The sequence below is a fragment of the Ancylobacter sonchi genome, from assembly GCF_018390695.1.
Lineage (GTDB): Bacteria > Pseudomonadota > Alphaproteobacteria > Rhizobiales > Xanthobacteraceae > Ancylobacter > Ancylobacter sonchi.
The window spans coordinates 539,328-556,860 of the sequence record NZ_JAHBGF010000046.1; the positions used below are offsets into that span (position 1 = coordinate 539,328).

A 17,533-nucleotide genomic window follows, 5' to 3' on the forward strand; every position below is an offset into this window, starting at 1 on the left:
CGATCGGCTATCCCTCCGCTGAAGACTTCACCATGCGCCTGCTTATCGTCGAAGACGACCGCTCCGCCGCCGACTATCTGCGCAAGGCGTTCCGTGAAGCCGGGCACATCGTCGATATCGCCGGCGACGGCGAGGAGGGCCTCGCTTTGGCGCTCGACGGCGGCTACGACGTGTTGGTGGTCGACCGCATGTTGCCGCGCCGCGACGGGCTGTCGCTGATCACCGAACTGCGGGGGCGCAGCGACGCGACGCCGGTGCTGATCCTCTCCGCGCTCGGCCAGGTCGACGACCGTGTGACCGGCTTGCGCGCCGGTGGCGATGACTATCTGCCCAAGCCCTACGCCTTTACCGAATTGCTCGCGCGGGTCGAGGCTCTGGCTCGTCGCGGCGGGCCGCAGGCCGCAGACACGCTCTATCGCGTCGCGGATCTGGAGCTCGACCGGCTGGCGCACCGCGTCACCCGCGCCGGGCAGGAGATCGTGCTGCAGCCGCGCGAGTTCCGGCTGCTCGAATATCTCATGCGGCATGCCGGGCAGGTGGTGACCCGCACCATGCTGCTGGAGAATGTCTGGGACTACCACTTCGATCCGCAGACCAACGTGATCGACGTCCATGTCTCGCGGCTGCGCTCCAAGATCGACAAGGGGTTCGATCCGCCGCTTCTGCACACGGTGCGCGGGGCTGGATATGTCGTTCGTGACATCGCTCGGTAGGCTCGCCCGCACCACGGCGATCAAGCTGATCGCCGCCTATCTCCTGGTCTTCGCGGTGTTCGCCGGCTCGCTGATCGGCTATCTCGGCTGGCACACCCAGCGCCTCGTCACCCGGCAGGCGAGCGAGGCGATCCAGTCCGATACCGATTTCTTGAAGGGCCAGTTCGAGCGCGGCGGCCTTACCCGCCTGGTGCAGGTGGTGAACCGGCGCTCCCGCGCGCCCGATGCCGGGCTGCTGCTGCTGACCAGCTTCAATGGTGAGCCGCTGGCCGGCAACGTGCTGAACCTGCCGCTGAACTTCCTGTCGCAGGAAGGCTGGCAGGAAATCGACTATCTGCGCTCCGACGACGCCGTCCGGCCGCCGAGCCGGGCGCTGGTGCATGTCGTCTATCTCCCCGGCGAGTTCCGGCTTTTGGTCGGGCGCGACGTCGTCGAGCGCGAGGAACTGCGCAAGATCATTATTGGCCCGGTGGTCTGGGGACTGGCGCTGCTGGTGGTGCTCGGCGTCGCCGGCGGCATCTTCGTGACGCGCCGGGTGCTCAAGCGCATCGACCAGATGACCGCCACCTCCGAGAGCATCATGGCCGGAAACCTGTCCGGCCGGCTGTCGGTGGCCGGGACCGGCGACGAGTTCGACCGGCTGGCGCTGAGCCTCAACGCGATGCTGGAGCGCATCGAGGCGCTGATGGTCGGGCTCAAGCAGGTCTCCGACAACATCGCCCACGATCTGAAAACGCCGCTCACCCGGCTGCGCAATCGCGCCGAGGACGCGCTGCGCACCGCCCGCGACGACGAAGACTGGCGGGCGGCGACCGAGCAGACCATCGACGAATCCGACGGGCTGATCCGCACCTTCGACGCGCTCCTGATGATCGCACGGGTGGAAGCGGGGCAAGGCCGGTCGGCGATGCAGCCGGTCGACCTCGCCGAGACGACGACCGGTGTCGCCGAGCTTTACGAGCCGCTTGCCGACGAGCAGGGGCTGGATCTCGATGCCACGATCGACGGGCCGCTGATGGTGCTCGGCGTGCGCGAACTGCTCGGGCAGGCGCTGTCCAATCTCGTCGACAACGCGATCAAATACGGCGCGCCCGACGTTCCCGGCACACGCGGCCGCATCACCGTTTCGGCCAGCCGCGAGGGCGACATTGTGCGTCTGGTGGTCGCCGATGGTGGCGCCGGCATTCCGCCCGAGGAGCGCGCGCATGTGTTGCAGCGCTTCGTGCGCCTCGAGAAAAGCCGGACCCAGCCAGGATCGGGGCTCGGGCTTTCGCTGGTCGCTGCGGTGGTGCATCTGCATGGCGGCGCCATGCGCCTGGAGGACAACGCACCGGGCCTGCGCGTGGTGATCGAACTGCCAGCCGAGGTGGAACCCGCGGATACTGCCGCAACGTCGCCCGAGGATGCAGCACTTTGACAATTCTTTGCCTATAGACTGGGCGAAGGGCTGGAGATGCACGGGCGAGATGGTTGAACGGCAGGGCAGGCGAAAGACGGCGCGGAAGGAACAGAGCGGCCTGGCGGCGCGCATGCGCATGGCGGCGAGCGAGCCGGTCGCCTCGACGCCGCACCCGCTCGCGGCGCTGGTCGAGACGGCCGAGGAACGCGTCCGCCTTCAACTCGGCGAGGTGCTGGCAGCCTATCCGGCGGCGTCGGGCGTGCTGGCCAATATCGGCGCCCACTCGCCGTTCCTGTCTGAACTCATCCGCCGCGACCCGGAACGGCTGCTGCGCCTGCTGACGAGCGAGCCGGAGGCCGGGCTCGCCGAGGCGCGGGTCACCATGGCGACCGCGGTGCGGGCAGCGACGGACGAGGCCGTGGTGATGGCGGCGCTGCGGCAACTGCGTGCCGAGACGGCGCTCGCCGTCGCGCTCGCCGATATCGGCGAGGTGTTCGACCTTGCCACCGTCACCGCCGAACTCACCGCCACCGCCGACGCTGCCATCTCGGCGGCGGTCGACTATCTGCTGCGCGAGGCCGGCGGGTCTGGAAAGCTCCGGAAATTCACCCGCGACGCCAGCGGCTATGTGGTGCTCGCCATGGGCAAGCATGGCGCGCGCGAGCTCAATTATTCCAGCGATGTCGACCTCATCGTGCTCTACGACCCCGCGCGGGCGCCGCTGCGCAAGGATGTGGAGGCGCCGCCCTTCTTCGTGCGGCTGACGCGCCAACTGGTGCGGCTGGTGCAGGAGCGCACCCCCGACGGCTACGTGGCGCGCGTCGATTTGCGGCTGCGGCCGGACCCAGCCTCGACGCAGGCCGCGCTCTCGGTGGACAGCGCGCTCGACTATTACGAGCGCGAGGGCGCGACCTGGGAGCGGGCCGCTTATATCAAGGCGCGACCGATCGCCGGCGACCTGGCGCTCGGCGAAAGCTTCCTGAAGCAGATGGCGCCGTTCGTCTGGCGCCGGTCGCTGGACTATGCGGCGGTGGCCGACGTGCATGCGATGAAGCAGGAGATCCACGCCTTCCGCGGCCACGACGCCGTGGCGGTCGAGGGGCACAACGTCAAACTCGGGCGCGGCGGCATTCGCGAGATCGAGTTCTTCGCCCAGACGCAGCAGCTGATCGCCGGCGGCCGCGACGCAAGGCTGCGTACGCCGCGCACGCTGGAAGCGCTGGAGCGGCTCGCCGAGGATGGCTGGATCGGCAAGGCGGCGCGCGAGGAGCTGAGCGAGGCCTATGTCTATCTGCGCCGGGTCGAGCATCGGCTGCAGATGGTGGCCGACGAGCAGACCCATACGCTGCCCGACGAGCCGGAGGGCGTGGCGGCCTTCGCCGTCTTCATGGGATATCCTTCGCGCGAGGCGTTCGCCACGGAGCTGACCCGGCGGCTTTCCCGCGTGCAGCGCCACTATGCGCGGCTTTTCGAGGACGCTCCGCCGCGCGCGGCGGTGGAAGGACGGCTGGAATTTCCCGCCAAGGCGGATGATCGCGAGACGCTGGCGACGCTGCATCGGCTCGGCTACCAGCAGCCGCAGCAGGCCAGCGCCACGGTGCGGGCTTGGCTGTCCGGCGAGCCGCGCGCCCTGCGCAATGCGACCGCGCGCGAGCGGCTGGCCGCCATCGTGCCGCTGCTGCTCGATGCGTTGGCACGCGGCGGCGAGCCGGATCTGGCACTGATCGCCGCTGACCGCTTCTTCGGCCAGCTCACCACCGGGCTGCGGCTGGTCTCGGTACTGGCTCGCAATCCCGACCTGGTGCGCCTGCTCGCCACCATCCTCTCGACCGCGCCGCGACTCGGGGAAATCCTCGCTCGCCGACCGGTACTGTTCGACGCGCTACTCGATCCAGCCTTCTTCGGCGCAGTACCGGACGAGGTCACGCTGGAGGCGCGGCTGCGCGCCCAGCTGGCGGAGGCGACCGACGAGGAGGACCTGCTCGACCGCGCCCGCCACTTCCGCCAGGAACAGCACGTGCTGATGGGCGTGCGCGTGCTGTCGGGCACGCTGCCGGCGGCGCAGGCGGGAGACGCCTTCGCCCGGCTCGCCGATGTGGTGATCCGGGTGCTGGGCGAGCAGGTGATCGCCCGCTTCCACGAGGCGCATGGCGTGCTCGCCGGCGGCGAGGTGGCGGTATTGGCCATGGGCAAGCTCGGTGGGCGCGAGATGACGGCGGGCTCCGATCTCGACCTGATCGTGCTCTACGACTTCGATGACGACGCGCCGGAATCGAACGGGGCACGGCCGCTGCACGGCACGCAATATTATGCCCGCCTCACGCAGCGGCTGGTGAGCGCGCTCACCACGCCTACCAATGCCGGCCGCCTCTACGAGGTCGACCTGCGGCTGCGCCCTTCCGGCCGCGCCGGTCCGATCGCCACGCGGCTACCGGCCTTCGAGGTCTATCAGGCGGAGGAGGCCTGGACCTGGGAGCACATGGCTCTGACGCGGGCGCGGGTGGTGCTGGCCTCGCCGGCCTTCCGCGGCCGGGTCGAGGAGGCGATCGCGACGGTGCTGCGCCGCAAGCGCGACCCGGAGCGGCTGGCGGCGGACATCCTCGACATGCGCATGGCCATCGCCGAGGAAAAGGGCGACGGACGGCCCTGGGACCTGAAATACAGCCAGGGCGGGCTGGTCGACCTCGAATTCCTGGCGCAGTTCCTCGTTCTCGCCCACGGCGCGTCGCATCCCGAGATGGTGCAGACTTCCACGGTGCGGGTGCTCGCCGCTGCCGGGCGTGTCGGGGTGGTCGAGCCCGCCGATGCGCAACTGCTCACCCGCGCCTGTTCGCTGCTGCACGACCTGACGCAGGTTCTGCGGCTCGCCGTTACCGGCGCCTTCGACCCGGCACAGGCGAGCCCGGCCTTGCGCCGGTTGCTGGCCCGTGCCGGCACGATGCCGGATTTCGCCACCCTCGACGCGCATCTACGCGAGACGCAGGAAGAGGTGAGGGGCGTCTTCCTGCGGCTGCTGTCCGGCGTTGGAGCAAGCCGGCGGCGCTGAGTCTCAGCGGGCGAGCTTTTCCACGACCAGATCACCGATGGCGAGACTGGCGGTGAGGCCGGGGGATTCGATGCCGAACAGGTTCACCAGCCGCGGCACGCCGTGCTCCGCCGGCCCGTCGATGCGGAAATCGGCGGCGGGCGCTCCCGGGGGGGTGATCTTCGGCCGGATGCCGGCATAGGCGGGGATGAGCGCACCGTCCGGTAGCGCCGGCCAATAGTGCCGGATCGCGCCATAGAAGCGCTCGGCGCGGGCGGGATCGACATCGTAGTCGACCGTCTCGACCCATTCGGTGTCCGGCCCGAAGCGCGCCTGCCCGCCGAGGTCGAGCGTGAGGTGGACGCCCAGCCCGGCCGCCTCCGGCACCGGATAGACCAGCCGCGAGAAGGGCGCGCGACCGGGCAGGGAATAGTAGGAGCCCTTGCAGAGATAGGCGGGCGGCACGTGGCTTGGATCGAACCCCTCGATGGCGTTGGCTAGCGGGACGGCCCCGTGCCCGGCCGAATTGACGAAGGTCGCGGCGAGGAGCGTCATCGGTTCGGCGCCGCCGACGTCGAGGAGAATGCCGTCGTCCGCCACCGCGCCACCGAGGATCGGGGCGTTGAAGGCGATGGCGCCGCCGCGATCCTCGATGTCGCCTTGCAGTGCGAGCATCAGGCCGTGGCTGTCGATGATGCCGGTTGAGGGCGACAGCAGCGCCGCGTCGGCGGCAAGTGCCGGTTCCATCTCGCGAATCGCCTGACGGTCCAGCGGCGCGAGATCGGTGACGCCGCAGGCGCCCGCCTGGGCGCGGATGCCTTCGAGCTTCGCGATCTCCGCCTCGCCGCTGGCGACGATCAGCTTGCCGCACCGCCTGTGGCCGATGCCGCGCTCGGCGCAATAGGCATAGAGTGCGTCGCGGCCGGCGACGCAGAGCCGGGCCTTCAGCGATCCCGGCTTGTAGTAGATGCCGGCATGGATCACCTCGCTGTTGCGGGCCGAGGTCTCCGAGCCGATCAGGCCATGGGCCTCCAGCACCAGCACCTCGCGGCCGGCGAGGGCCAAGGCCCGCGCGATCGCCAGCCCGACCACCCCGGCTCCCGCGACCACGCAATCGACGGGGACGGCTTCGGCGATGGAGAGTGCGGGCATGAAGGACGATCCGGTGGACGATGAGGCCAAAACTGGGAGGCCAGCGCTAGAAGGCCGAAACTAGCCTGCCTCGGTCCCATCCGACAATTCGCCGGCGGCGTTGCGATAGTGAAGGCCGGGGCGGCCGTTCAGCGGCAGGCGGATGATCACCGTGGTGCCGACGCCCTCGGAGGAGCGGATGCGCATGGTGCCGCCATGCAGCTCGACCAGCGACTTGGCGATGGCGAGGCCGAGGCCGGATCCCTTGTGCGTCTTGGTGAACTGGCTCTCGACCTGCTCGAAGGGCCTGCCGATCTTGGCGAGGGCGCTTTTCGGGATACCGATGCCGGTATCCTCGATCACCAGCAGCGCCGACTGGGTGGTGCGGCGGGTGCGCAGCGTGATGCGGCCATGTTCGGGGGTGAATTTGATGGCGTTGGAGATCAGGTTCAGCGCGATCTGCTTCAGCGCCCGCCGGTCGGCCTCGACCACCAGCTCCGGGTCGGCCTCGGAGACGACGGCGAGGTGCTTCTCGTCGGCCCGTACCGACATGACGCGGATGGCGTCGGTGACGATCTCGTCGAGCTTGGTCGGCTGCAGGCTGAGCTGCATGCGGCCGGCCTCGATGCGCGACATGTCGAGGATGTCGTTGATCACGTCGAGAAGGTAGCGGCCGGAATCGCGGATGTCGCGGCAGTACTCGTTGTATTTCGCGCTGCCGAGCGGACCGAACAGGCCGCTTTCCATCAGCTCGGAGAAGCCGATGATGGCGTTGAGCGGCGTGCGCAGCTCATGGCTCATATTGGCGAGGAATTCGGACTTGGCGCGGTTGGCGTCCTCGGCCTTGGTCTTCTCGTCGGCGTAGTTCTGCGCGAGTTCGGCGAGCTGCAGTGCTTGCATCTCCAGCGTCTGCTGCGATTTGCGCAGATCGGCGACCAGCGCCATCAGCCGCTTCTCGCTGTCCATCAGCCGTTCTTCGTGGCGTTTCAGCGCGGTGATGTCGGTGCCGACCGAGACATAGCCGCCATCCTTGGTGCGGCGCTCGGCGATCTTAAGCCAGCGTCCGCCCTCGATCTGCGCCTCGAAGGAGCGCGCGCCTTCCTCCGGCCGGTCCTCGGAGCGCAGAGGGATGCGCACTACCGGCTGCCGCAGCTGGGTGGCGATGGTGTCGAATGGCGTGCCGGGGGCCAGCGTGGTGTCGACGAAGCCGTGCAGCGTCTGGAACTTGGAGTTGCAGAGCACCAGCCGGTTGGAGCTGTCCCACAGCACGAAGGATTCGGAGATGCTCTCGATGGCGTCGCGCAGCCGCATGTCCGCGGTGGCGGTGCGCTCGGCGAGGCGGCGCTCCTCGGTGACGTCGACGGCGATGCCGACCAGATGCGGCGGCTCGCCATTCTCCTGCGCGACGACTTCCGCTCGCGCGCGCAGCCACACCCAGTGGCCGTCGGCATGGCGCATGCGGAACACGCGCTCGATGATGCGCCCCGGCTTGTCGGCGATCTCCTTGGCGACGTCGTAGAGATCGACGTCGTCGGGATGCACGAGGCCGGAGACGTCGCCGAAGGAGACGAGCTCGTCGCGCGGCGCGAGGCCCAGCATCTCGAACATCGATTCCGACCAGAACATGCGTCCGCGGCCCATGTCCCAGTCCCACAGGCCGCAACGGCCGCGCGAGAGAGCGGTGTCGATGCGGGCGCGCACCGTGTCGTAGATGCCGTCGGCCTCGCGGGCCCGCGTCGCCTGCCAGTGGAAGGCGAAGCCGAGGATCAGCAGCACGCCGCCGGTGGTCGACAGCAGGGTGACGGTGAGGATGGTGTCGGACTGCCAGGTCGACAGCGCGCCGGCGAGCGGCTGGATCGCGATCAGCTGGAACGGCTGGCCGGGAATGTTGCGCACGGTGGCGAGGCCGTCGCGGCCATCGCTCAGCGTGACGTCGAGCACGCCCGCGCTCTCGGCGAAAATGGTGAGCGCCTGGACATTGGCGAGGACGAAGCGGATGTCGTCGACGACGGTGGGGTCGTCATTGCTGGCGGCGCGCACATTGCCGCTGGCATCGGCGATGGCGTAGCGTCGGCGGGCTTCGGCGGCCCGGACCGGCAGGCTGGCCTTCAGCGTCGCGGTGAGGGTGACGGCATCGACGCTTCCGGCGCCTTGGCCCTGATGCTGGCGCAGCTCGCTGGCGACGGCGAGGGTGAACAGCGCCAGCTCGTCCTTGGCGTCGGTGATGGAATCGGTGCGATAGGCGCGGATCTGCACCACGGCGGCGACCGCGACGATGGCGATGAAGGCGACGATGAGCGCCGGCACCGCCCGACGCATGAAGGGTTCGGCATCGACAAGCCGCTGATAGGCGGGTCGAGCGACCGAGCGTGCCAGGCCGCGCATGGCCTGAACGCGCACAGACGCGCCCGCAGCGTTGGCGCGTGCCATCGCCGGCCTCCCCCTAACACACTTGCCCTGATCCAGTGCCCGGCGGCCCATCCCTGCCCGCCGAATCACCCCTGATTTGAATCGAAACGGCCCCTTCCTGTCCAGAGTCCCTGAGAGTCAAGTTAACGATTCAGCAACTTTAAGGGGTGTCCCCGGCATCAAGTCGAGTCGTCCCAGACAGTTACGCCGGGATGGCGCATCGGACGCATGGACGGTGGTCCGACGGGGATGCTATGGCCGCAGGATACAGGCCCCCGAAGGGAGAAAAATCATGACCGATATCTGGTTCCGCACCGGCGAGGCGACGGTGCTCGCGGCCGAAGGCCAGTTCACCGACGCGATGCCGGAGATCCTCATCGGCTCGGTTCGCGGCCCTGCCGGACAGGCCTTCGCCTCCATGATGGGGCAGGTCGCCGGCCATACCCGCATGTTCGTCATCCGCGACCTCAACCAGATGGTGCGGCCGGCGACCATGATGACCTCCAAGGTCACCATCCCCTCCGCCGCCTATGTCGAGCTGCTGGGCGGCGTGGTGCAGGCGGCGATCGGCGACGCCATCGTCGACTGCCTCGCCGAGGGCATCCTGCCGAAGGACCAGGCCGACGAGCTGTGCATGATCGTCATGGTCTGGCTCGACCCCCGCTGCCCGGAGGATCCGAACCTCGACCTCAAGGATCTCTACCGCACCAACCACGAGGCGATGAAGATCGCCATCGAGCGGGCGCTGACCGGCAAGCCGACGGCGGACGAGCTGATCGCCAACCGCAAGAGCGTCAAGCACTACGCGCTGGACGGCGTGGTCGAGTACTGAGTGGTCGAGTACTGACCGGCCTCAGTCGGCGGGCGCGGCCTCGGTGTCGCGCCCGACGATGCGGGTCTCGACGCGGCCTTCCTCCAGCCGGGTGGCGACCGCGATGCGATCGCGCCCGGCTTCCTTGGCGGCGTAGAGCGCCCGGTCGGCGGCCTGCACGAGCTGGTCTGGCGTGCGCAGGCGGCGCTGCTGGCCGAAGCGGAACAGGGTGAGGCCGATGCAGATCGTCACCCGGCCGAACGGGCTGCCGCTATGGGGGATCGCCAGCCGCTCCACCGCCTCGGCCATGCGCCGGGCGACGGCAATGGCCTCGTCCAGGTCGATGTCGACCAGGATGGCGGCGAACTCCTCGCCGCCATAGCGGGTGACGATGTCGCGCGTCGGCCGCCCGACCTGCTGCAAGGCCTCGGCCACGGCGCGCAGGCAGTCATCGCCGGCCTGATGGCCGTAGAGGTCGTTGAACGACTTGAAATAATCGACGTCGAGCATCGACAGCACGAGGCTCGGCCGCTCGCGCCGCGTGCGCCGGAATTCGCGCTCAAGGCACTTGTCGAACTTGCGGCGGTTGGGCAGCTCGGTGAGGCTGTCGATCTCCGCCAAGAGCTGCAGCCGGCGATTGGCGGAGATGAGGTCATGCTCCAGCTGCCGGCGCTGGCGGATGGTCGCCTCCAGCTCGCGCTCGACCTCCTTCTGCGGGGTGATGTCGACGCTGGTGGCCAGCATGCGGGCCGGGCGGCCGTCCGGCGTATGAGCGATCACCTTGCCGCGGCTGAGGATGAAGCGCCAGCCGCCATCCTTGTGGCGCAGCCGATAGGTGGCCTCGAAATCGCGGCGCGTGCCGGCGAGGATCGGTGCCATGGCTGCCTGCGCGATCTTGCGGTCGGAAGGGTGCACGATGCGCCAGGGCTCGTCCTGGTCGGCGAGTTCGTCGGGCGCGTAGCCCAGCGCGCGCTTCCACTGCTGCGAGCGCCAGACGCGGTTCTCGACGATGTCATAGTCCCAGACCCACTGGCCGGCGCTTTCCAGCGCGAAGCTCGACCGTTCGACGGCCTGGCGGAGCGTCTCCTGCTCGTCGAGCGCGGCGGTGACGTCGGAGAGGGCGAGCGACAGCCCGGCCTCGAGCCGGGTGGCGCTGAGGCGCAGCACACGCGGCTCGCCGGGGCGCCCGACGGCGAGATCGGCCTCGCCCGATGTGCCGGCCGCCAGGCGGTCGAACAGGGTGCCGGCGCCGGGCAGCCAGTCGGCGAGCGGGCCGCCGGCGAGGTCGGCGTCGGTCGCGCCGATCAGCTCGCGGAAGCGGCGATTGCAGGAGAGGATCCGGCGGTGGCCGTCCAGCGTGCACAGGCCGACCGGCGCGTGTTCGTAGGCCGACCCGCCTGTGGGCGCGGAACCAGGATCGAACGCACCGATTTGCCTCTCGCCCATGGCGACCGACGGTCTTCCTTGCTGCGCTGCACTACGACGACACTAGCACGGCTGCATTCTCACGCACGGTGGAAGTTAGGCCCGGCGCGCGGCCGGCGATTGCCTCACGCCAGCGAGCGGCTGACGATGTCGGTGACGTCCGGCGACAGGCCCGGCTTGCCGGCGACGCGGCGCAGCGCCGCCTCCGCCCTGGCCCGCCGGCCGGCCTCCAGCAGGCGCCAGCTCTTGAACGCGCCGAGCAGCCGCGCCGCCAGCTGCGGGTTCGAGCCGTCGAGCCCGAGCACGGTGTCGGCCAGGAATTCGTAGCCGGCGCCGTCCGCGCGGTTGAACTGCGTCGGGTTGCTGGCGGCGAAGCTGCCGATCAGCGCCCGCACCCGGTTGGGGTTGCGCAGCGAGAAGGCGGGATGCCCGGTCAGCTCGCGGATGCGGTCCAGCGTGCCCGGCTCGGCGATCTGCGCCTGCAGCGCGAACCATTTGTCGATCACCAGCGGGTCGTCGCGGAAGCGCTCGTAGAAGTCGGCCAGCACCTCGTCGCGATGCTGGGGCGCGTAATGCGCCAGCGTCGTCAGCGCCTGCAACCGGTCGGTCATGTTGTCGGCGGCGCGGTAGAGGCCGAGCGCGCGGGCGACGCCCTCGCCGGTCCCCGCCTCGGCGAGCAGGCTGAGGCAGGCATTGCGCAGCGCCCGCCGCCCGGCGGAGGCGGCGTCCGGCGAATAGGGACCGGGAGCGGCGAAGCGCTCGAAGGCATGCGCCAGCGGGTCGGCGAGCGCGGTGCCGATGGCGCGGCGCAGCGTGCCGCGTGCCGCGTTGACGGCGTCCGGGTCGACGTCCTGGCCGATCTCGCGGGCGATGTCGCTTTCCGAGGGGACGAGGATCACCTGGCTGATGAAGGCGGGATCGAGCGCGGGATCGGCGAGGCTGGCGCCCATCGCGGCGATCAGCGCCTCCGGCCCCGGCAGGTTGCGGCCGGAGCGCGCCGCCTGCGTCGCCTCGATCAGATAGGCGAAGGCGATGGTCTGCACCGCCTCGAAGCGGTTGAACGGGTCGTGGTCGTGGCGGGCGAGGAAGACGAGATCCTCGGTCGACAGGTTGCTGACCAGCCGCACCGGCGCCGAGAAGCCGCGATTGAGCGAGGCGACCGGCCGCTCGGCGACGTCGCGGAACACGAAGCTGGCGCGGGCAGTGTCGACGGTGAGCACGCCGCCGGCCGGCGAGGAGCCGTCGGTGAGGGTGAGCGGCAGGTCCTCGCCCGAAGGCGCGACGAGGCCGATGGCGAGCGGGATCACCAGCGGCTGCTTGTCCGGCTGGCCGGGCGTCGGCGGGACCGACTGCTCGACGTCGAGCCGGTAGCTCTTCTCCGCCGGGTTCCACTCGCCGGTGACGGTGAGCTGCGGCGTGCCGGCCTGCGCGTACCACAGGGCGAAATGGCCGAGATCGGTGCCGGTGGCGTCGGCGAAGCAGGCGAGGAAATCCTCGATGGTCGCCGCCTCGCCGTCATGGCGCTCGAAATAGAGGTCCATGCCGTTGCGGAATCCGTCCGGCCCCAGAAGGGTCTTCAGCATCCGCACCACCTCGGCGCCCTTCTCGTAGACGGTAGCGGTGTAGAAGTTGTTGATCTCGCGATAGGTGCTCGGCCGCACCGGGTGGGCGAGCGGGCCGGCATCCTCGCTGAACTGGAAGGCCTTCAGCAGCCGCACATCCATGATGCGCTTCACCGGGCGAGAGCGTTCGTCGGAGGTGAATTCCTGGTCGCGGAAGACGGTGAGGCCTTCCTTCAGGCACAGCTGGAACCAGTCGCGGCAGGTGATGCGGTTGCCGGTCCAGTTGTGGAAATATTCGTGGGCGATGATGCCCTCGATGCTGGAATAGTCGGAATCCGTCGCGGTCTCCGGGCTCGCCAGCACGTATTTGTCGTTGAAGATGTTGAGGCCCTTGTTCTCCATCGCGCCCATGTTGAAATCGGCGACGGCGACGATGTTGAACACGTCGAGATCGTATTCGCAGCCGAACACTTCCTCGTCCCAGCGCATGGAGCGCTTGAGCGCGTCCATGGCGTAGCCGGCGCGCGCCGACTTGCCGGCCTCGACATAGATGCCGAGATCGACCTCGCGGCCGGTGGCGGTGACGAAATGGTCGCCGACGCGATCGAGCCGGCCGCCGACCAGCGCGAACAGGTAGCAGGGCTTCGGCCACGGATCGTGCCACACCGCGAAATGCCGCGAGGTGCCGGGGATCTCTCCCTCTTCGACCTTGTTGCCGTTGCCGAGCAGCACCGGCGCCTCGGCCCGGTCGGCCTCGATGCGGGTGGTGTAGACCGCGAGAACGTCCGGCCGGTCCGGGAAATAGGTGATGCGGCGGAAGCCCTCGGCCTCGCACTGGGTGCAGTAGGTGCCGCTGGAGCGGTAGAGGCCCATCAGCTTGGTGTTGGCGGAGGGATCGAGCTGGGTCTCGATCTCCAGCACCAGCGGCTGCTGCGGCGGCGCCAGCAAGGTGAGCGAGGACGGGGTGACGCTGTAGGCGTTGCCCGCCAGCGCCGCGCCATCGAGCGCCAGCGACTTCAGCACCAGCTCGTCGCCGTCGAGCACGATGGGCGAGCCCTCCCGGCCGAGCGGGTTCGGCCGCATGGCGAGCCGGGCGCGGATCGTCGTCGCGGTGGGGTGGAGGCTGATGTCGAGATCGACGGTATCGACCAGCCAGTCCGGCGGCCGGTAATCCGCGAGACGGACAGGCTTCGGATCGGCATCACGCATCATCGCTCACTCCCGCATGCACGAGGATCAAGCTGTAGAACGTCGGCGCGACGACCGGAAGTCCCCCCGGCGTCGCGGACGGCGAATTGAAAACGGAACTCTCGCCACATTGTTTCGTTAGCGCTCGGGGTGAGTGCCGCCAGTCTTATGGCTGATGATTCGGGCGGCAGGATGGTACCTGAGAGGTATGAGGCATGAATTCTGCCGCGATGGGCGAAAGATTCGAGGTTCTCGACTCCTGGCGCGGCATATGTGCCGTCATGGTCGTCGTTTATCACTTCATATTTATCGTCAATACGCCGTTCTTGCAGAATGAATTTGTTTTGAATTCATATCTTTTCGTCGACTTCTTCTTTGTCCTGTCGGGCTTTGTCGTCTGCCACGCCTATCGCGACCGCATCGGCGACCGGCGGCAGTTCGTAGGGTTTCTGCTGCGCCGCATCGGCCGGCTGTGGCCGCTGCATCTGGCGGTGCTGTTCGCGATGATGCTGGCGGTGATGGCGATCAACGTCGTCGGCCATCATCCCGACAGGCTGCTGATCGATGCCGGCAGCGGCAATTATTCGCTGCGGGCGCTGCTGCTCAATGCCTTCCTGCTCAATTCCATGGGGCTGTACGGCTCCGCCTGGAACGGCCCGGCCTGGAGCATTGGCGCGGAATTCTACACCTACATACTGTTCGCGCTGGTGGTGCTCGTCGCACGGCGCAAGCTGCTGCTGGTGGCGTCCGCGCTGGCGGTGGCGGCGGGGCTGGTCATCGTGATGTTCGCGCCGGCCTATATGAATTCCACTGCCGATTTCGGCCTCCTGCGCTGCATCGCCGGCTTCTTCACCGGTGTCGGCGCCTATCACCTGCACGCGGCGCTGCGCGGCCGGCAACTGCCCTTCGCCACCTTCTGCGAGGTGGCGTCGCTGGCGCTGGCGGCGACGTTCATCGTCGCCGCCGGCCGGGGGCCGGACAAGGCGCATGCACTGAGCGTGCTGGCGCCGCTGGCCTTCGCCGTGCCGATCCTGGTGTTTGCGCGCGAGGGTGGGCTGGCCTCGCGGCTGATGCGGCTTTCCCCGTTGCAGGCGCTCGGGCGCTGGTCGTTCTCGATCTACCTCATCCACATGCCGGTGCTGGTGCTGGTGGTGAGCTACGGCCTGTGGGCCTATGGCGAGCTCGCCGGCGTCGCCCTGCGGCAGGAAGTGGCGGTCGACGGCGTCGCCAAGCAGCTCTATGCCATCGGCCCGGCCGGCGCCGCCACGCTGATGGCGCTGGTGGTGACGCTGGTGGTGACGCTGGCGGCGCTGACGTTCCGGCTGGTCGAGGTGCCCTGGCGCGACCGCTTCGCGCGGCTGGCGCGGGCGCAGGAACAGCCGAGGAGCCTGCTGCCCGCGGCGCGCGGGGCGACGCGCTATGGCGAGCCGGTGCCTGTGCGCGTCCGCCGTCGCTGACCCGTTCAGCCGCGCTGGCGGACGATCTCGACCCCGACGTCGCGCAGCACGCCGGGGATCGGCGCGTTCGGCTTGTGCACCTCGACCCGTACCCGCTCGACGCGGCCATAGCGGCGCAGGATCTCGGCGGCGATCGCCTCGGCGAAAGCCTCGATGATGTGGAAGCGGTGCCCGGAGGAGATGGCGTGCACCGTCTCGAACACCTTCTCGTAGCCGACGGTCTCGGCGTAATCGTCATGGGCGGCGGCGGAATGGGCGTCGAGCCACCAGTCGACGTCGATCACGAAGCGCTGGCCGAGCCGCGCCTCTTCCTCATAGAGGCCGTGATAGGCGTGCAGCTCGATGCCGCGCAGGAAGATACGGTCGGACATGAAGGCGCTCCCGATTGTTTTTGTGGTTAGCCCGGCGCCAGAGCGGCGGACAAGAGGCCGACCGCCACCGCCGGCGCGCAGTCGGCAGCCGGGCCGGCAAGCGCCGGGTCGTCGGTGAGGACGTCGGCAAGGTCGAGATAGGCAGCGCCGCGCCGTTCGGCGAGCTGGCGCGACAGGAAGCGGCCGATGCCGGCGCCGACCACCAGTCCGACATCCTCCTCCCGCGCCGAGGCGACCACATCGAGCGCGCCGGCAAGGCGATGCAGCTGCTGCTGGCTCAGATGATAGGCGAGGCGCCGCGCGCGCGACTGGTTCGCCACGGTGAGATCCTCGCCGACCATGCGCAGCAGCCGGCGGGCGCTGGCCCCTGCGCTCTTCTCGCCGCCATCGGCGGTGGGGTGCAGGTCGGCATCGTCGGGCAACACGTCGAGCACGCGGTAGATGTCGGCGGTGGTGGCGTAGAGCTCGGCCATCAGCGGCACCAGGCGCCCGGCGAAGGGCACGCGTTCGGCGAGCGCCATTACCGGGGTGCGCACGATGCCGGTATAGAGCAGTTCGCCATTGGCGAGCCGCTCGGCATCCGAGAAGCCGCGTGCCTCGACCCGGCCCTCGCCGAAGGCGATGAGGTCGGCGGTGGTGGAGCCGATATCGACCAGCACGCCGGCCGGCAGCAGATGCGTCAGCACGGCGGCGGTGGCGTACCAGTTGGCCGAGCCGATGGTGGCGGAATAGGTTGCGGCCTGGTCGGCCGGCACGAAGCCCTCCGGTCCGGCGAACAGCGCCAGCGGCGCGCCGGCGAGTTCCTCGATCAGCACGGCGGCGGTGCCGACCACGCCGGCATGGCGGTCCGGCCAGAGATCGGCGCCCTCGGCGGTCATGGTGACGGCGGAGGGAATGCCGGCCGGGAACTCGGCGCGCAGCTTGCGCAGCGCCTCGGCAAGATGGTGCGCGCCCTTCCAGACCGGGCAGGGGGCGATGCGCACGGCGGCGAGCCGGCCATCCTCGCCGAAGGCGGCGAGCTTCACATGGGCGCCGCCGACATCCCAGCCCAAACGCGTAATCGTCGTCACACAAGCACCTCAACCGGAACAGGCGGGGGAAGACGCGGCAGCGCCGGTACCGCCCCGTCGCGCATGAGATCGGCGACGAAGGCGAGAACGTTGACGCCGAGCGCCCGCCGCAGGCCGGCATAGGAGGTGGTCAGCCGTGGATTGACCTCCACCACCACCGGCCCTGCGGGCGTCGCCAGATAATCGACGCCGACGAGGCCATGCAAGCCCGGAAGCGCATCGAGGATCGCCTGCGCCAGCCCGGCCTCGACTACGCCGGGCGGGCGGATGCCGACGGTGACGCCGTGGAAGCCGAGCCGCCCGCCCGCGCATTCCACATGCTGGCGGTTGACGCTCAGCACCTGCGCGCGGCCGGACTGGCAGAGCAGGGTGAGGCTTTCGGCCGCGCCGGCGACATAGGGCTGGACGACAACATCGGCGCCGGCGGCGACGGCCTCCTCGCGCGGGCACAGTCGGATGTCGAGGCTGCCGGCGCCGTCGTCGGGCTTCACCACCAGAACGCCGGCAGCCTCCGGCGGCACCTCGGCGGGGCGCCAGCTCGGCACCACCGCGATGCCGGCGGCGGCGAGGTGGGCGGCGGTGGCGTATTTGCCGGCGCACAGGCGCAGCGTCTCGGTATCCGGCGCGAGGACGCGGCGGCTGTGGCGGCGCAGGCGCGCGGCGACCGCCTCCATCACGCCGCCGGTCTCCGGAGCGATCGGCCAGACGAGGTCCGCGCCGACGGCGAGCTCGGCCCAGACCGCCACCGCGTCATCGCCGGCGGCGAGCGGCCGGCTATTGCCGCGCGGGGGCGGCGGCAGGCGATCATCGTGCGTGGTAATGACGCGGATGCCGGGCAGATCCTCGAGATCGCCGACCAGCGTGTCGCGCATCAGCGCACCCTCGGCGGCGAGCGAGGGCGAAAGCGCTTCGCCCCGGAGCCCGCCTCCGGTTACAAACTCGCACACCAGAACCTGCATGGAACCCTTCGCG

The 17,533-nt window shown here is 69.5% G+C and carries 12 protein-coding genes; 5 read left to right on the plus strand and 7 right to left on the minus strand.

All coding sequences use genetic code 11. The features are described from left to right. Positions 1–32 precede the first annotated feature (32 nt). The 3 genes from KHC28_RS26735 to KHC28_RS26745 are packed head-to-tail and all read left to right on the plus strand — an operon-like array spanning position 33 to position 5,158. Entirely contained in the window at positions 33–713 is a 681-nt protein-coding gene (locus KHC28_RS26735; RefSeq protein ID WP_214011518.1) for a response regulator transcription factor, read from the plus strand. Next, positions 697–2,130 (plus strand): sensor histidine kinase, encoded by a 1,434-nt coding sequence (locus KHC28_RS26740; protein ID WP_214011404.1) that lies wholly within the window; start codon positions 697–699, stop codon positions 2,128–2,130. Before KHC28_RS26735 ends, KHC28_RS26740 begins: the two co-directional genes overlap by 17 nt. A gap of 49 nt (positions 2,131–2,179) precedes the next feature. After that, positions 2,180–5,158, plus strand: coding sequence for a bifunctional [glutamine synthetase] adenylyltransferase/[glutamine synthetase]-adenylyl-L-tyrosine phosphorylase (locus KHC28_RS26745; RefSeq protein WP_214011405.1), 2,979 nt, complete (start codon positions 2,180–2,182; stop codon positions 5,156–5,158). Positions 5,159–5,161: 3 nt separating this feature from the next. Here the strand turns inward: KHC28_RS26745 and KHC28_RS26750 are convergent, their stop codons facing one another. Further along, positions 5,162–6,289 (minus strand): NAD(P)/FAD-dependent oxidoreductase, encoded by a 1,128-nt coding sequence (locus tag KHC28_RS26750; protein ID WP_214011406.1) that lies wholly within the window; start codon positions 6,287–6,289, stop codon positions 5,162–5,164. A 60-nt stretch (positions 6,290–6,349) separates the two neighbouring features. Continuing rightward, positions 6,350–8,698 (minus strand): PAS domain-containing sensor histidine kinase, encoded by a 2,349-nt coding sequence (locus KHC28_RS26755; protein WP_214011407.1) that lies wholly within the window; start codon positions 8,696–8,698, stop codon positions 6,350–6,352. Positions 8,699–8,969: 271 nt separating this feature from the next. On the opposite strand from KHC28_RS26755, the gene KHC28_RS26760 reads away from it, so the two are divergent. Next, complete coding sequence (locus KHC28_RS26760; RefSeq protein ID WP_214011408.1) at positions 8,970–9,509, plus strand: formaldehyde-activating enzyme; 540 nt, start codon at positions 8,970–8,972, stop codon at positions 9,507–9,509. Between the two features lie 21 nt (positions 9,510–9,530). Here the strand turns inward: KHC28_RS26760 and KHC28_RS26765 are convergent, their stop codons facing one another. Beyond that, positions 9,531–10,934, minus strand: a complete 1,404-nt coding sequence (locus KHC28_RS26765; protein ID WP_214011409.1) for a sensor domain-containing diguanylate cyclase — start codon at positions 10,932–10,934, stop codon at positions 9,531–9,533. A gap of 104 nt (positions 10,935–11,038) precedes the next feature. Beyond that, complete coding sequence (gene pepN / locus KHC28_RS26770; protein WP_214011410.1) at positions 11,039–13,687, minus strand: aminopeptidase N; 2,649 nt, start codon at positions 13,685–13,687, stop codon at positions 11,039–11,041. A 206-nt stretch (positions 13,688–13,893) separates the two neighbouring features. Between pepN and KHC28_RS26775 the strand changes: the two genes are divergently transcribed. Next, entirely contained in the window at positions 13,894–15,120 is a 1,227-nt protein-coding gene (locus KHC28_RS26775; protein WP_281419191.1) for an acyltransferase family protein, read from the plus strand. A gap of 5 nt (positions 15,121–15,125) precedes the next feature. On the opposite strand, the gene folB is transcribed toward KHC28_RS26775, so the two are convergent. From folB to KHC28_RS26790, 3 genes are read right to left on the minus strand one after another with little or no spacing between them, the layout of a single operon-like run. Next, complete coding sequence (folB, locus tag KHC28_RS26780) at positions 15,126–15,491, minus strand: dihydroneopterin aldolase (RefSeq protein WP_214011412.1); 366 nt, start codon at positions 15,489–15,491, stop codon at positions 15,126–15,128. 26 nt (positions 15,492–15,517) lie between these two features. Continuing rightward, positions 15,518–16,561 carry a hydantoinase/oxoprolinase family protein gene (locus tag KHC28_RS26785; protein WP_214011413.1) on the minus strand — a complete coding sequence of 348 codons (1,044 nt, stop codon included), beginning with the start codon at positions 16,559–16,561 and terminating at the stop codon, positions 15,518–15,520. Further along, entirely contained in the window at positions 16,558–17,520 is a 963-nt protein-coding gene (locus tag KHC28_RS26790) for an ATP-grasp domain-containing protein (RefSeq protein ID WP_214011414.1), read from the minus strand. The genes KHC28_RS26785 and KHC28_RS26790 overlap by 4 nt, the downstream gene beginning before the upstream one ends. Positions 17,521–17,533: the final 13 nt, after the last annotated feature.

Bases quoted from the DNA above. Each gene is read 5' to 3' on its own strand.
- pepN (WP_214011410.1), bottom strand. From the start codon at position 13,687: ATGATGCGTGATGCCGATCCGAAGCCTGTCCGTCTCGCGGATTACCGG.
- KHC28_RS26745 (WP_214011405.1), top strand. From the start codon at position 2,180: ATGGTTGAACGGCAGGGCAGGCGAAAGACGGCGCGGAAGGAACAGAGC.
- KHC28_RS26750 (WP_214011406.1), bottom strand. From the start codon at position 6,289: ATGCCCGCACTCTCCATCGCCGAAGCCGTCCCCGTCGATTGCGTGGTC.
- KHC28_RS26765 (WP_214011409.1), bottom strand. From the start codon at position 10,934: ATGGGCGAGAGGCAAATCGGTGCGTTCGATCCTGGTTCCGCGCCCACA.
- KHC28_RS26760 (WP_214011408.1), top strand. From the start codon at position 8,970: ATGACCGATATCTGGTTCCGCACCGGCGAGGCGACGGTGCTCGCGGCC.
- KHC28_RS26790 (WP_214011414.1), bottom strand. From the start codon at position 17,520: ATGCAGGTTCTGGTGTGCGAGTTTGTAACCGGAGGCGGGCTCCGGGGC.
- KHC28_RS26755 (WP_214011407.1), bottom strand. From the start codon at position 8,698: ATGGCACGCGCCAACGCTGCGGGCGCGTCTGTGCGCGTTCAGGCCATG.
- folB (WP_214011412.1), bottom strand. From the start codon at position 15,491: ATGTCCGACCGTATCTTCCTGCGCGGCATCGAGCTGCACGCCTATCAC.
- KHC28_RS26775 (WP_281419191.1), top strand. From the start codon at position 13,894: ATGGGCGAAAGATTCGAGGTTCTCGACTCCTGGCGCGGCATATGTGCC.
- KHC28_RS26735 (WP_214011518.1), top strand. From the start codon at position 33: ATGCGCCTGCTTATCGTCGAAGACGACCGCTCCGCCGCCGACTATCTG.